Here is a 15,094-nt window from a genome sequence, read left to right as displayed (position 1 = left end):
AGCAAGAAAACAAGACCTTAGCCTCGTTCCCTTGCTTTTAAATACGCCTTTGCCATTTCGAAATCAAACGGCGTGTCGATGTCTATCGAATCCTTGGCCTCCATAATATAGGGGACGTATTTGCGCATATGAAGCTCTTTTCTTGCCAGATACATTTCCGTGTCGTAAACGTAGATACAGCCGTTCAGCTTATAAACCGTCGGATAATCCTGCCTTCGGGTGTGTCTCCCGCTGTCCGCGATCAGATCATGAAGCTCATTGTCCTTAATGGTTTTCATCAAATAGGGATGCTCCATGACCTCGCATACGCTGACGACGGCATCGCAATCCTGCTTGTCAAATAACGTGATCGCTTCATTAATATGCTTCACCGTCCGGAGTGGCGTCGTCGGCTGCAGCAGGATGAAGCTCCCGGGCAGCTCGCCGGATTGTTCCTTTAGAGATTCGAGAACATGAAAGATAACGTCCGCCATCGGAGTCGTATCCTCTGACAAATGCTTTGGCCTTAAGAACGGAGTCTCTGCTCCGTACATGCGGCCAATCTCGCTAATCTCTTCACAGTCCGTCGTGAGGACCACTCTGCCGATCAGCGATGATTGCCGAGCCGCTTCGATCGTCCACGCGATGAGCGGCTTGCCGCCGAGCGGGCGAATATTTTTGCCCGGGATTCCTTTCGACCCGGCTCTAGCCGGGATAATAGCAAGCAACTCGCGACTGTCCTTCATTCCGGTACCTCCCCCTCCTTCGCGCCGAAGCCCGTGACGGGACTGCGGTTTCCCTCAATGTTGCCGGACGCGCCTAATTGCAGCAGGCGCAGCGTGGACCAAATGAAGCGGCTGCCGTCCGTTCCGGATGACGCCGAATCGATGACTCCCATTTTTGCGTGCGCGGCGGCAAGCCGCTTCGTGTTTCCGATATATTTCGCAAGCAGCCGCTTGAGCTGAGTTGACGTATGGAAATAAATCGGCGCGTTGCGAATATAGTACACAAAGCGCGGCCTCCTATAAAAAAATACCGGTTTTCCGTTAATAAGTGATTCATATGCGACAGAGGAATAAGGGGTCAGCACGATGTCAGACCGGTTAATCAGCCTATTAAGCGGAATCGTGCCGTGTCTTACGATTTTTGATCTTCTGCCTGATAACAGCCTTCTGTAAAAACTCGCGCTCCCCTGATCCGGGTGCAGCTTATAGGTGACAAATACGCTTCGTCCGTACGGCCTTGCCGCCCTTTCGATCCTTCGGATCATCGTTCTATTGAAACGGTTGCCGAGCGGCTGTAACGCAACCAGTACCTGCAGCCGCGCAGACGCCGATTTGCTTCCCGACGAATGTTTGGTCTGCAGGTTTCTGTAGAAGCAAGGGCCGCTGATCTTGATTTTGTCCGGCGGAGCCCCGTAACTCTTCAGAAAATCGGAATGCGATTTTCCCCATACAAAATTCAGATCGGCATTAATCGGCAGATGCCCGAGCGGACCAAACAATCCGTGCTGCACATTAACCGTGTGTACATGCCGGGATTGGGCAAATGAAGTAATCAGCGCTCCGTGATGATTGATCGTGGAGCCGTATATCGTTTGTTTAATCGGGTAACGGTCGAATAAAGTATGAACCCTGCGGATGTGGAGAATGGCCAGTCTTACGCGAGCCGCAAGCCATATCCGGAAAGCCCGTTGACGGAATACCGCAGGCGTGGACCGATGAGCCAGACATTCGCGCAGCTTTCGCATCGTCGCATGAGTAAGGGCCGGCGGCAGTTTCGCCGGCGGCAGACCATGCAGGTAAACGAGAGGCCTGCACTCCTTCAGCTTTGCCATATAGCGGTACTCTCTCCGGTGATGCGCAACAAATAATAACTTCTCTTCCCCCGAGCCCTTTGCAACCCCGAATAGCTCGGCTCGGACCGCCGTGTAGCCGGATTTGCTCAAATCCGGATTGGCCGGCGGCAAATACGGCTTGCATGCCGCATGAAGGTTGCGGATCGGGCCTTCCCTCGCAAATTTAGAGCTGCGGAAGGAACGCGGATGATGCAAAGCGTACTTTTGAAAATCGCGCAACAGCAGTATGCCAAGCGGTACGTTATCATATTGCAGCGATTGAAAGGCTGCCAGGAATCGCAAGCTATGCCGCCATATTACCCAGGTTTTGTTATGCATCGCGTCATCTACTTCTCCCCATACTGGATTAATATTTCGACCAGCCGGGAAATCGGCACCAGCTGACTCTGATCCGAACGGTACACCGAAACCTTGCATGGCCGGAAATGGTGAAACACTTGGCTGCGTCCCGCAGGCAGTACGACGTACAGCTCGTCGTCTTCCACCATATTCCCGAGCTCTTCTTGGCCGAGCAGCATTTCATGCTGCTTCTCGCCCGGACGGACGCCGACGATTTCCACTTCGGGCACCGGAAGCCCGAATTGCCGGCAATACTGTTGTACGGCTTGGCCCAGGTGCTCCAGCTTCAACGATTCCATCTTCAATATAAACGTCTCGCCGCCCGCGCTGTACGTTGCGGCCTTAATCGTCAGATTCGCCGCCTCCTGGATCGACATAAAAAAACGCGTCATGCTCGGGTCCGTAATGGTGAGCGGCTTGCCTGATAAGGCTTGCTGCATAAAGAGGGGAAACACGGAGCCTCTCGAGCCGATGACGTTGCCGAACCGGACAGAGCAGAATTTGGTCGCTTCGTTATTCACCGCCCCGTTTGCCTGCTTAAACAGCTTTTCCGTCAGAAGCTTCGTGGCTCCCATCGTATTGCTGGGATCTATAGCTTTGTCGGTGCTAATATTGATAACCTTCTTGACCTTATGCCATATGCTGGCCCGTATCACGTTATAGCTGCCGAAATTATTCGTCAGCACCGCTTCGAACGGATTATCTTCGCAGACGGGAACCTGCTTCAAGGCAGCCGCATGAAACACGTAATCCATCCCCTTCACGGCATACGAGACCGACTCGTAATCGCGGATGTCTCCCAGAATAAATTGAAGCCTTTTTTCCTTTGCGTATTTTTGCCTCATTAAATATTGCTTCGTATCGTCCCGGCTAAATACGATAACCTGCTTCGGCTCGAAACTTAGCAGAGTAGATACGATTCTCTCGCCGATAGATCCGGTGCCTCCGGTGACTAGTATTTTTTTGTCTTTGAAAAAGCGGGATACAGGTCTGGATGAAATGACCATCATTCCTTCCCTCCTCCGTCATATTTTGCTTCCTTTGAAACTCGTGCCGCAATGCCGGCTTTTCGTGAATCGAGGAGTGTATGCCGCCGGCTGCCGAGTCGTTGTCTCATACTCTATGTTATGTTTTGAGAATTGCCGCGGTCATAAGTAAATCAACTATCTTTCTGTTTTAGTAGAGAAGATAGGCTTCCCTCGAGGAACAACGACCGGCAACCATAATACACTAGTAGTAGACAGCTTTTTATTAAACCAGTGGAAGGAACGATCGTATAATGAAGGTTCCATTATCTAAACCGGATATTACCGCTTTGGAAAAAAAATATGTGCATCAGGTGCTGAATTCGGGACAGCTCAGCTTCGGGAATATGCTTCACCGCTTTGAGCAGAGCTTCCGCAATACCTTTCACTCCTCGCATGCGGCAGCTATGAACAGCGGTACAAGCGCCCTCCATGTCGCCGTTAAAGCGCTTGGCCTGCAGGCTGGCGATGAAGTGATTACGACGCCGTACAGCTTTGTGGCGTCAGGGAACTGTCTGCTGTACGAAGGCGTTAAGCCGGTCTTTGTCGATATCGATCCGAATACGTTCAATATCGATGCCAGCCGGATCGAAGCGGCGATTACGCCGAAGACCAAAGCGATTCTGGTCGTCCATGTATTCGGAATCCCGTGCGATATGGACGAGATTCAGCGAATCGCGAAGGCGCATCAATTATTGGTTATCGAAGACGCATGCGAAGCGATCGGTGCTGAATGGAAGGGCAGACCCGCCGGCACGCTGGGGGATATCGGCGTATTTGCTTTTTACCCAAATAAGCAAATTACGACCGGGGAAGGCGGCATTCTCCTCACCGATAACCTCCATTACTACCATTTGGCCTGCAGCCTGCGCAATCAAGGCCGAGATCCGGACAGCGAATGGCTTACGCATGACCGGGTAGGCTATAACTACCGGATGTCCGATCTGCAGGCAGCCGTAGGTGTGGCGCAGATGGAGCGTCTGCCATCGATTCTCGGCAAGCGCGAGCGCGCCGCCGCCCGGTACGTGCGCTTAATCCGGAAAGCGGGATTGCCTGTTGAAACGTTAACTCCCCTGCCCGACTCGAAGATGAGCTGGTTTGTATTCATTGTGAAGCTGCCGGAAGGAACGGACCGCAGCCTGGTCATCGAACGGCTGGAGCGGTCTGGCGTGCAAAGCAAGCCCTACTTCCCCTCCATTCATCTGTTTCCTTACTACCGGAGCCTATTCGGATTCAAGGAAGGCGATTTCCCTATAAGCGAGAGCATTTCTAAGCGGACAATCGCAATTCCTTTCTACTCGAATATTACGGCCAAGGAACAAGCTTATGTCGTGGCGTGCTTAAGCGAAGCGTTAAAGGGAGAGGGTTGACTATGGAATTGAATATCGGCAGCCGTATGATTACGGAGCGCAGCCCGATGTACGTCATTGCGGAAATCGGCGTCAACCATAACGGATCGATCGGGTTGGCCAAACAAATGGTAGAGGCTGCCCGGGATGCCGGAGCCGACGCGGTGAAATTTCAAATGTTCCGCAGCGAGGAACTCGTATCCGAGCAGGCGGCGCTGGTAGAGTATCAGAAGGCAGGAACGGAGGGCTCGACACAAAAGGAGATGCTTCGCCGCCTGGAGTTAACCGACGCCGAATTTCTCGAGCTGAAAAGCTTCTGCGACGCCTCAGGCGTTACTTTTCTCGCCACCCCTTTCGATATCAATAGCGCATATCGGCTGGGTCAAATGAATGTAGAGGCGTTCAAAATCGGCAGCGGCGACATCACGAACCTGCAATTGCTCGAAGCGGTCGGCTCATTGCGCAAGCCGGTCATCCTCTCATCCGGCATGTCGACGCTGGGTGAAATTGAAGCCGCGTTCGACGCGCTGAAGCATGCGCCCCATGTCGCGCTGCTGCACTGCACCTCCGCCTATCCCGCGCCATATGACAGCATTAATCTTCGCGTTATTGAAACGCTCAAGCCGGCCTTCGGCAGCATTATCGGTTATTCCGACCATACGAACGGAATGGAGGTTCCGATTGCCGCGGCCGCGCTCGGCTATAAAATACTGGAGAAGCACTTCACATTGGACCGTACGATGCCGGGTCCGGATCATCAAGCTTCAATGGAGCCGCAGCCGTTCAAACGGATGATTGAGGGGATCAGGCATGTCGAGCAGGCTCTCGGATTGCCGCAGAAGCGATTGGCCGGGATCGAGAGCCAGACTCGCATGCTTGTGCGCAGAGGCGTCTATGCGGGAAAAGATTTGCCTGCGGGCCATCTCATACAGGAGGCGGATCTGCAATTCCTGAGGCCGCTTAGCGACATTGACGCCGCGCATTACAAGCAGTTGGCCGGCAGAACGACGAAGCGGACGTTCAAGAAAGGCGAGCCTCTTACTTGGCGGGGACTCTTGTGAGGTGGCGCCTGTGAACATCCATTGCGTTACCGGCACAAGGGCGGACTACGGTATTTACCGGCCCCTGCTGCTGGAGCTGGAGAAGGATGCCGACATTCGGCTGAAGCTGATTGCGACGGGCATGCACCTGCTTGACGAGTACGGCAAAACGATCAACGAGATTCGTAGCGACGGCCTTACATTGGCGGGAACGCCCTCTATATTAGTTAAAGGAGACTCTACCTATGCCATGTCTCAGTCTCTCGGGCTGGGCATTCTTTACTTCAGCGATATATTCCAGTTTGATCAACCGGATCTCGTGCTGCTGCTGGGCGACCGCGGCGAAATGCTTGCGGCGGCGATAGCGGCGCACTACCAGAATATCGGAATTGTCCATTTTCACGGCGGCGAAATCAGCGGCTCGGCCGATGACAGCGTAAGGCATGCCGTATCGACGTTCGCCCATCTTCATTTTGTATCCGCTGCGGCTGCCGGACAATGGCTGGTTGACCGGGGCGAGCAGCCTTGGCGGGTTCAGCCAATCGGCTCGCTGAGGAAAACCGAGATTCTCGGCATAAGAGCGCTCGCCGAAACGGAGTCGAAGCAGCTGACGGCGCGCTATCGGATGGGGACGCCCCATCCCAAGGTCATCTTAGCCATGCACCCCGATTCGAAAGAATCGTTATCGTTTGAAGCGCAGATCGATCCGGTCCTGCTGGCGCTTCGCAGCTTGCAGACGGCCCGGATTCTCGTCATCGGCCCGAACAGCGATGCCGGAGGCGAGATCTTCAAGGAAAAGCTTCAGCGTTTCGTTGAGGAAAGCCCGCTTCGCCGGTACTACGCCTCGGTGCCTTCACGCGACTATCTGTTTCTGCTTGCGCATGCCGATATGCTGGTTGGCAACAGCAGCAGCGGCATTATTGAAGCGCCGTTCTTCCGTCTTCCCTTCGTCAATATCGGCGCAAGGCAGAAGGACCGTGTTCACGCCTCCAACGTCACTCACGTTGATTACGACGAAGACGGCATACGGGCTGCCGTGACCGCCTCTCTTCATGCAGACAGAAACGCAAACGCGGATAATCCTTACGACCTGACCGACTATCCCGAACGGAGAGCCGTACAGCTGCTGAAGCGGCTGTACAATCACCCGCAGCTGTTGACCAAAAGCTTTACTTCCACATAGCGGCAATTGCATACAGCCAAGCAAAAAACAGCTGGCCGGAGCGCTGAGCCGTGGCCGCGATTGAAGCGCTTTTTTTAAAAGCGTTCTTCTTGCGGCCCATCGTTCAAGCTGCTCAGCCGGCTGTTTTTGTGCTAGCTCATATTTAGTAGAATAGGACTCTTCGCGTCGCTGCATTTTCTTTCAGGACAAGCCCGCTTCCTAATTTGCGCCGGTTGATCTGCGAAGCCGCGAGGCCCTACCCGTCACCTGTCGCGCTAGTATGATTGTCCGCGGCATTCTGTACGCGGTACATACGTCGAAACAGGCTATCGTCGTATCACTCTCCCGCTGATAGAAACATAGTATGGGAGCAGAATAAGTAGAACTGTGAAAGGAAGATGATATGGAGCTTACATCTCAAATCGCGGAGTCGATAGGTTCAGTCATTGAGGAGATGAACGAAAATTTGCCGCCTGACCGGCAGCTTCGGGCAGCGCCGGATCTGGTCTTATTCGGAAACGGCGGCGCGCTCGATTCGCTGGGCCTCGTTCATTTCATCGTCGCCGTCGAACAAGCGATTGAAGACCGTTTCCACGCCGCCGTCGTTTTGGCCGATGAGAAAGCCATGTCGCTGCGGAACAGCCCGTTCCGGACGATCGGCATTCTGTCCGATTACATTGCCGGACTGCTGCAAGAGCAGGTCAATCATGAATAAAGCCGGCCATGTTAATGAGGTTCTTCTAATCACGGGCACCCGTAAAGGCATCGGCTATTATTTAGCCGAGTATTATGCAAGCTTAGGCTACAAGGTCATTGGCTGCAGCCGGGGACCGGCGGATACCGAATTGCCCGGATACCGCCATTACTGCCTCGATGTTGCCGATGAGGCGAAGGTAAAGCAGATGTTCGCCGAAATTGCCCGGGATTACGGCCGGATCGACGTTCTCGTGAACAATGCGGGCATCGCCTCCATGAACCATGTGCTGCTGACGCCCATGAAGACCGTTCAGAACATTTTGAATACGAACGTCATCGGAACGTTTCTGTTTTGCCGGGAGGCGGGAAAGCTGATGTCAAAGCGCGGCTACGGCCGCATCATTAACTTCGCAACCGTCGCCGCTCCGCTCAAGCTGGAAGGGGAGGCCGTATATGCCGCATCCAAGGCCGCCGTTGCCAGCCTCACGGAGGTGCTCGCCCGCGAGCTCGCGGAGTTCGGAATTACGGTCAACGCCGTCGGTCCGACGCCGGTGAAAACCGATCTTATCCGTTCCGTGCCGCAGGCCAAAATGGAGGCTCTTCTTAACCGGCAGGCGATCAAGCGCTTCGGCGAATTTCAGGACATCGCCAACGTTATCGATTTTCTAATGAAGCCTGAAAGTGATTTTGTAACCGGACAGGTGCTTTATTTAGGAGGGGTGTAGGAGTGATCGGATTCCTTGTCGAACGGTTTGTTCAGCATCAGGACCGGGAGGCCGTCCTGTGGAACGGCCGCTCTTACGATTACCGCTGGTTAAATGATCGGATACAAGCGTGGCTGGGCTATCTTCGTCAGCATGCAGTAACGCGCGGAACCGTCGCGATTGTAGAGGCCGATTTCTCGCCGGACGCCGTCGCCCTGCTGCTTGCGCTAATCGAGCACCGGTGCATCATCGTCCCGTTGTCGCCAGGCGCTGAACGAAAGAAGCAGCAGTACGGCGAGCTTGCCCGGGGCGAAGTCCGCATCCGGCTGACCGGGGATGTTCCGCCGGTGATTGATTGGCTGCCGCGGCAAACGGATCATCCGTTGTATGCGCAGCTTCGCCAAGCCGAGCACCCCGGACTTGTGCTGTTCTCGTCCGGTTCAACAGGAAACAGCAAAGCTGCCGTCCATGACTGGCATCTGCTGCTCGAGAAGTATAAGAAACCTCGCCGGAATTTGCGCACGCTGGCTTTTCTTCTGTTCGATCACATCGGCGGCATCGATACGTTATTTTATTCATTATCGAACGCAAGCTGTATCATTACCGTGTCCGACCGGTCGCCTGACTCGATTTGCCTGGCCATTGAAGCTTATCGGATCGAGGTTCTGCCCGTGTCGCCAACCTTCCTGAACCTGCTGCTGCTTAGCGAGGCATACACACGCTACGATCTGTCCTCGCTCAAATATATTACGTATGGTACGGAGGTGATGCCGGAGCGCACATTGAAGCGGATTGCGGAGCTAATGCCGCATGCGGCGCTGCTGCAGAAGTACGGAACGACCGAGATCGGCACGCTGCGTTCGAAGTCGAAGTCGTCCGATTCCTTGTGGGTGTCCATCGGCGGCGACGGATATGAGCTTCGGGTCGTCGATGGCGTGCTGCAGGTGAAAGCACGCTCCGCCATGCTTGGTTATTTGAACGCTCCAAGCCCGTTTACCGATGACGGATGGTTTATTACCGGCGATTTGGTAGAGGTCGACGGGGAATATATGCGAATAAAGGGCCGCTCGTCCGATATCATCAACGTCGGCGGAGAGAAAGTTTACCCGGCGGAAGTTGAAAATGTCATTCTTGAGCTTGAAGGAGTCGCGGAGGTTACGGTTTACGGGGTCGACAGCCCGATCGTCGGGCAAATGGTATGCGCCCGAGTTCGCAGGACAGAAGCTGCGGAAGCTTCCCCGGATGAGCGTGACTTTGCCAAGCGGGTGAAGAAGCACTGCTCTGAACGGCTTCAGTCTTATAAGGTTCCCGTCAGAATCGCCTTCACCTATGAAGAGCTGCATAGTCAACGCTTTAAAAAAATAAGGAGGATCGCTGAGCATGAGTGAATGGAGCGAAGCCTACCGTTACGGCCTTTGTCAGCCCTCGGAACTATCCGAGCTTGAGCAATTCCTGCACCGGCACTGGAAAGAGGATCATCCTCTGGCGGTTCACCGCCCGCTGATGGACTGGCAGCATCTGAACAACGATGCAGACGGCTATCATTTCCTGATCGCGCGCCATCGCGGGTCTGATGAAATTCATGCGGTGATCGGATTTATTCCGGTCTCGCAATTCGATTCGTCACTGCCCCCGTACCGCGATATATGGCTGGCCATCTGGAAGGTGCGCGAAGACGCGGCTGCGCCGGGCCTCGGTCTTACGCTGCTGTTCTGCCTGCTGGAGCGGTTCAGACCCCGCACGCTTGCGGCTATAGGCATTAGCCCGGTCGCCCGCTCCATCTACAGAATGCTTGGATACCGGCTCGGCGTTTTAAGCCAATACTATATCCTGCACCCGAATAAAACTTTGTTTCAATTAGTCGGAGGCTCCCCTGCTCCCCTGCAGCCGCATGCCGATGCAGAGAGCGGCGGCGATAAGCAATTCATTCGGCGCGGCTCCGGTCAGTTCCGCCAGTTGACCGCCAGGCTTGCCGATACGATACCGCCCCTGCATGAACGGATCCCTTCAAAATCACCGCACTATTGGATCAAGCGATACTACGAGCATCCCGTTTACGATTATGAAACCTACACCATTCACAGCAAATCCAATCCGGATCAGCTCGCTTGGTTTACGTTCAGGCAGGCGCGGCATGCCGGAGCGAACGCGCTTCGCATCGTGGATTATTACGGCGACCCGTCCATGCTGGCAGGCGCCAGAGCCTGCTTCGAACAGCTGCTCGAGCATTACGACGCCGAATATATTGATTTTTATGTCTATGGGCTGCAAGAGGAGACGCTGGCCGCAGCAGGGTTCAGAGTTAACGAACCGGACAGCGGGCTCATTATTCCGAATTATTACGAGCCGTTCGAGCAGCGGAATGTTCGAATCGACTTTGCTTGCAAAGCGGATAGTGACCAAGCATATTTCATTACCAAAGGCGACTCTGATCAGGATCGGCCTAATTTGATCCAAGGTGAGCGCGATGAGTAAAGTATCCATCATTATGTATCATTACGTAAGAGAGCTGCCCTATACAAGGTTTCCCCGGATTAAGGGACTGCTGACGAGCGAATTCAAATCCCAGCTCGATTATATGGCAAAGCATTATAAGTTCGTCACGATGCAGCAGTGCCTCGATGCCGTTTACCACGGGGCTGAGCTGCCCAACAATGCCGCGCTGCTGACGTTCGATGATGCGTATATCGATCATTTTACGAACGTGTTCCCTATTCTGAACGATCGGGGCATTCAAGGCTGCTTCTTTCCGCCGGCCAGCGTGGTTATGCAGCACAAAGTGCTTGATGTCAACAAAATCCACTTCATCCTAGCTGCCGCAGACAACTTGGATCTGTTAATCCGTAATGTTTATGCCGCCCTGGATGAATACCGGGATCTCTTTCAGCTTGACAGCAACGCGTACTATTTTAACAAGCTGGCCATTGCGAACCGGTTTGATCCGAAGGAAATTATATTTGTGAAAAGACTGCTCCAACGAGAGCTGCCGGCGGGCGCACGGGCGGCCATTGTCGACCAATTATTCAAGCATTACGTCTCGAGCGACGAAGCGGCCTTCTCCAGGGAGCTGTACATGGATATGGACCAGATCGGGTGCCTTGCCAGAAACGGCATGTACATCGGCGGACACAGCTTCAGCCATAGCTGGCTTAACACGCTCACCCATATCGATCAGGAGATCGAAATCGATCTGACCGTCGAATTTCTTCGCAAAACGGGATGCGACACGAACAGCTGGGTCATGTGCTACCCGTATGGCGGCTATAATGAATCCTTGATTGAAGTGCTGAAGTCAAGAGGCTGCGTGATGGGACTGACGACCAAGGTCGGAATCGCTGCGCTTAGCACGGACAACGCCTTTAAGCTTGAACGTCTCGATACGGTGGATCTGCCTGTGCGAAGCGAAGAGCCCGCCGGCAAACCGATCGTTATTTTACCTCCGGTTGAGGTTGACTCGTACATGACTCCAGCAGCCTTAAAAGTGGTATCCGCCATTAGGCTCAGGGCAGAATGAACCGGAAATACAAGATGCAGGAGGGGTATTTGCAGGCAAATACCTCTCTTTTGCCGTGTCCATTATCTCTTAAAGGATGGACAATAGCAGATTTTCAGGAGGAGGTAGGGGACAAACCATACAATCTATCAAACCGATACATATAATACAAATAAACAATAATAGAAGTGTCAAGGGGGTGCTATATATGAATATTCCAATAGGTATGGCCGCTGTGTACAGCCGCGCCAAGATCGTCATCGTCGAGCTGGACAAGTGCCGTGACTGGCAATCCTTTGGTTATACGGACGACGGCTGGCATTACTTTCCCTTCACCAGAAATGGAAAGGAAAAAGCCAAGTCTTTGGGCCTCTATAGCAAAATTTACGATAGTTAAGCAAAAAAGTGAGAAATCCAACCATATCATCTTGCAATCTTCTTCATATACTATATAGCGATTACTTTGTAAGACTATCGTAATTGAATCAAGGAGGTTCCGCCATGTATCCCCCCCTCGTGGGCATACTCGTAAGTAATAGGTTGCACGGAAAGATCCTCTCAGGCATGAGGGATTACGAAGAGGTGCGTCTCTATGTGGAAGCGGGGAAAAAATACGGCTTCACTCCCTGCTTCTTCCGCTTGAGCGACTTGCGCTCACACCGGTCGACGGTAACGGCAATAATCTGCAGAAACAATGACTTTAGCAGGCAATCGGTTGCCGTGCCGCGGATCATTCACAACCGGATCATCCTTTCAACCAACCGAATGAATCGCCGTCTTGCCGCATTGCTTCCGGGTAACTCCCAGCTATTCAACCGCCGCAACCGGTACGGCAAGCTGTATATTCATCGATTGCTCATGGGAAAAACGGATCTACAGCCTCATTTGCCCGAGACGCGGAAAGCGACGCCTCGTGCCGTCATGCAGATGATGAAAAAATATGATTCGCTCATCATAAAGCCAAATAACAGCAGTATCGGCCGGGGGATTATGAAGATTGACCGTACGAATGCAGGCTGGAAGCTAACCTATCCCTCTCTGCTGTCAAGAAATAACCGGAAGTGGCGCACCGTCGAATGGAAAGGTACGAGGCTTCCTTCCGTGCTTCGCAGCCGTATTCGGCGATCCTTTCATATCGTTCAGAAGCGCTTGCCCCTCGCAACCTATCAGGGACGCCCCTTCGATTTACGCGTATCCGTCCAACGCGCCGGTGACGGTAACTGGAATATAACAGGCATTGTCGCGAAAGTTGCTCCTGAGAACGCCTTCGTAACGAACGTGGCTCAAGGCGGCAAAACCAGACAGCTTCATACCATTCTCTACAATGATTATCCTCACCTATCCTATCAAGAGGTCGTTGCTAATATTAACAGGCTCTCTCTGAATATCGCATCCTATTTGTCGAAGAAGCTGCCTCATCTGGCGGACTTGGGACTTGATATAGCAATAACGGCAGACGGTTTCCCGATGTTCATAGAATGCAACGGCAAGGATCAACGGTACAGCTTCCGGGATGCCGGCATGCTGAGAGAATGGACAGCCACCTATGAGAATCCGATGGCTTACGCCAAATATTTGCTCGATGCCCGCAATTAAGCCCGAGCGAAGCATAGCGTTAGGAATGCCGGATCCGCAGCGAGCGGACCCGCATCCTAACGTTTTTTTATTTCCTGTTATCAAACAACATTAATGGCCTTAGCGGCCGTTTATCCGGCGTCTCTTCCAGTAATAGGTTTGAATTTGCGCGTACCGGTTCGCTCAGTCTCTAATTAGCTCTCAGCGAACGAGATGAAACTCGCCGGGAGCGATACCGTCCGGGAATCGCTTTTGGAAGAAAAGCCGCCTTGCAGGCAGTCGGCTGACGCTGCAAGGCGTGTTGCGCCTATTACCACTGAAAACTAGCCTCTCCGTCTCTTCAGGAGCAATCTTCTTTTTCGGGAAAGCTTGACGCGGACGGCCCTTGATACGGGTCTCTTCTGCGCAATCAGATTGCGAATAACCCGATACGTCATATCCGAAGGTTTTTTTGTCAATTGAAGCGTTTTGCTCAAGAACTGTTTGGCTCTTGCCACTAATAAGCTTCTTAGCTTCTCGCTGCGAACATATCTGCTAATATAACTGCTTAGCTGCCTTTCGTTTTTTGCGACCAGTCCCGCGGACGCCTGCGCCAAATGCTCGTTGAAATCATTGTTATGATGGTCGTAATTGTAGGGCATCTGCGGCTGCAGCACGATTATCCCTTTGTTCAGCTGCGCACCCTCAATAGCGGTATTGGAGGATATCGTCATGACCGCATCAGCCGCCCGGAGCGCTGCGTACAGATCTTCATCCTTGGATAGAAGCTTCACGTTCTTGGAGGCCGTGTAGCCCGAATAGTCAAAAGTATCATAGGGATGCGGCTTTATAAGGATCGTCACTGGCAAATCAGGCTTCGCCGCGCCGTCTATCCATCGCATAATCTCTGCGTTGACCGATCCATCGAAGGGTTGGCTCGTATAGACCAGAATCTTATGGCTGGATGGAATACGGTGCCGGTCCAGGAACGCCGCCTTCGGTTGAGATGCCGATTGCTTCTCGTATTGAAATCTTAGATTTCCGGTCATTTTAATTTTCGACGAGTGTATGCCTCTTCTTTGCAGCCATTCCTTATAATTCTTGCCCCATACAAAGTGATAGGAAGCTCTTGTCGGTATGAGCGAGCGGTCTGCGATCAGCAGCTGCGGAATATTTACATACGGGAGATTGAATTTATTGGCTAATAAAGCCAGTGTCGTGCCCGGATTTACAATTTCCACATGATCGATCATTACTCCGACCGGATTTTTGCGGATGAAGTGCTCTAAGGTGTTAATTATTTTTATCGATTTGATCGATTGCGTATAGAGCCACTTCGAAAATGCGCTTGTTCCGAAAATAGGATGAGCCGTATTTTTCCTGACTAGCTGATAAATGATTCTTTTTACATTCTGATTGGTCTTCGCAGCTACCCTCTGCGATCTCATCGCTTGGTGATAGTCAAACTTTTTAAAGCTGCGCGGCAGCCGTTTCCCTTTTAGAGCCTCAAGGTCCTTCTTATCGGCTACAACGAGTACAACAGGCTGTGACTTCATCTTATCCAGAGCGAAGTCGACCAGCTTCGCGGGCATCATCGTCGTCGTGCGATGGCTGATCTTCGCTAGATTTCGTTCGATCTTGGGTTTGCGAACAAGAGCGGTCTGCACGTTGCGCATCGTAACGAGCTTATGCTTCGCTCTGTACCGGGCCGCCAGCGCCGTATTCGACTTCTGCGCGATCACATAATCTTTAATATAAACATGGAAGGACCTGATAAGTGTAAGGGGGATTTCTATCCCCTTATAACGAAGCGATTTGAACTGTTCGAAAAACTCCTTCGTCAAGCCGTAGCGCAGCGTATTATGAGCATTTAACTTCTCTTCACCGTACATGAA

Annotated in this window: 14 protein-coding genes; 10 read left to right on the top strand and 4 right to left on the bottom strand. The window is 52.7% G+C overall.

Annotated elements, in window-relative coordinates; all coding sequences use genetic code 11:
- Nucleotides 1–17: 17 nt before the first annotated feature.
- The 3 genes from H581_RS0110590 to H581_RS0110580 are packed head-to-tail and all read right to left on the bottom strand — an operon-like array spanning nucleotide 18 to nucleotide 3,186.
- Nucleotides 18–725, bottom strand: coding sequence for an acylneuraminate cytidylyltransferase family protein (locus H581_RS0110590; protein WP_028609961.1), 708 nt, complete (start codon nucleotides 723–725; stop codon nucleotides 18–20).
- Nucleotides 722–2,155 (bottom strand): CDP-glycerol glycerophosphotransferase family protein, encoded by a 1,434-nt coding sequence (locus H581_RS0110585; RefSeq protein WP_028609960.1) that lies wholly within the window; start codon nucleotides 2,153–2,155, stop codon nucleotides 722–724. The genes H581_RS0110590 and H581_RS0110585 overlap by 4 nt, the downstream gene beginning before the upstream one ends.
- 8 nt (nucleotides 2,156–2,163) lie before the next feature.
- Nucleotides 2,164–3,186 carry a polysaccharide biosynthesis protein gene (locus H581_RS0110580; RefSeq protein ID WP_028609959.1) on the bottom strand — a complete coding sequence of 341 codons (1,023 nt, stop codon included), beginning with the start codon at nucleotides 3,184–3,186 and terminating at the stop codon, nucleotides 2,164–2,166.
- Between the two features lie 269 nt (nucleotides 3,187–3,455).
- On the opposite strand from H581_RS0110580, the gene H581_RS0110575 reads away from it, so the two are divergent.
- From H581_RS0110575 to H581_RS0110525, 10 genes are all read left to right on the top strand, one after another.
- The gene (locus tag H581_RS0110575; RefSeq protein ID WP_028609958.1) at nucleotides 3,456–4,571 is read left to right on the top strand and encodes a DegT/DnrJ/EryC1/StrS family aminotransferase; all 1,116 of its coding nucleotides are present in this window, start codon (nucleotides 3,456–3,458) and stop codon (nucleotides 4,569–4,571) included.
- Between the two features lie 2 nt (nucleotides 4,572–4,573).
- Entirely contained in the window at nucleotides 4,574–5,611 is a 1,038-nt protein-coding gene (gene neuB / locus H581_RS0110570) for an N-acetylneuraminate synthase (RefSeq protein ID WP_051250657.1), read from the top strand.
- A gap of 10 nt (nucleotides 5,612–5,621) precedes the next feature.
- Nucleotides 5,622–6,773, top strand: coding sequence for a UDP-N-acetylglucosamine 2-epimerase (gene neuC / locus H581_RS0110565; RefSeq protein ID WP_028609956.1), 1,152 nt, complete (start codon nucleotides 5,622–5,624; stop codon nucleotides 6,771–6,773).
- Between the two features lie 382 nt (nucleotides 6,774–7,155).
- On the top strand, nucleotides 7,156–7,467 hold the full coding sequence (locus H581_RS0110555) for a hypothetical protein (protein ID WP_028609955.1): 312 nt from the start codon (nucleotides 7,156–7,158) through the stop codon (nucleotides 7,465–7,467).
- Nucleotides 7,460–8,173 carry an SDR family NAD(P)-dependent oxidoreductase gene (locus tag H581_RS0110550; RefSeq protein ID WP_028609954.1) on the top strand — a complete coding sequence of 238 codons (714 nt, stop codon included), beginning with the start codon at nucleotides 7,460–7,462 and terminating at the stop codon, nucleotides 8,171–8,173. Before H581_RS0110555 ends, H581_RS0110550 begins: the two co-directional genes overlap by 8 nt.
- Before the next feature lie 2 nt (nucleotides 8,174–8,175).
- Entirely contained in the window at nucleotides 8,176–9,540 is a 1,365-nt protein-coding gene (locus tag H581_RS0110545) for an ANL family adenylate-forming protein (RefSeq protein ID WP_028609953.1), read from the top strand.
- The gene (locus tag H581_RS0110540; RefSeq protein ID WP_028609952.1) at nucleotides 9,533–10,627 is read left to right on the top strand and encodes a hypothetical protein; all 1,095 of its coding nucleotides are present in this window, start codon (nucleotides 9,533–9,535) and stop codon (nucleotides 10,625–10,627) included. The genes H581_RS0110545 and H581_RS0110540 overlap by 8 nt, the downstream gene beginning before the upstream one ends.
- Nucleotides 10,620–11,666, top strand: coding sequence for a polysaccharide deacetylase family protein (locus H581_RS33690; RefSeq protein ID WP_211231459.1), 1,047 nt, complete (start codon nucleotides 10,620–10,622; stop codon nucleotides 11,664–11,666). Before H581_RS0110540 ends, H581_RS33690 begins: the two co-directional genes overlap by 8 nt.
- A 187-nt stretch (nucleotides 11,667–11,853) precedes the next feature.
- Complete coding sequence (locus H581_RS0110530; protein ID WP_028609951.1) at nucleotides 11,854–12,042, top strand: hypothetical protein; 189 nt, start codon at nucleotides 11,854–11,856, stop codon at nucleotides 12,040–12,042.
- A gap of 167 nt (nucleotides 12,043–12,209) precedes the next feature.
- On the top strand, nucleotides 12,210–13,241 hold the full coding sequence (locus H581_RS0110525; RefSeq protein ID WP_169507490.1) for a YheC/YheD family endospore coat-associated protein: 1,032 nt from the start codon (nucleotides 12,210–12,212) through the stop codon (nucleotides 13,239–13,241).
- Nucleotides 13,242–13,543: 302 nt separating this feature from the next.
- Here H581_RS0110525 and H581_RS0110520 read toward each other — a convergent pair whose 3' ends face one another.
- Nucleotides 13,544–15,091, bottom strand: a complete 1,548-nt coding sequence (locus H581_RS0110520) for a CDP-glycerol glycerophosphotransferase family protein (protein WP_028609949.1) — start codon at nucleotides 15,089–15,091, stop codon at nucleotides 13,544–13,546.
- Nucleotides 15,092–15,094 lie beyond the last annotated feature (3 nt).

Origin of the sequence: Paenibacillus harenae DSM 16969, assembly GCF_000422465.1 — a bacterium.
GTDB classification, from domain to species: Bacteria; Bacillota; Bacilli; order Paenibacillales; family Paenibacillaceae; genus Pristimantibacillus; species Pristimantibacillus harenae.
This window is presented reverse-complemented; position numbering and strand designations above follow the sequence as displayed.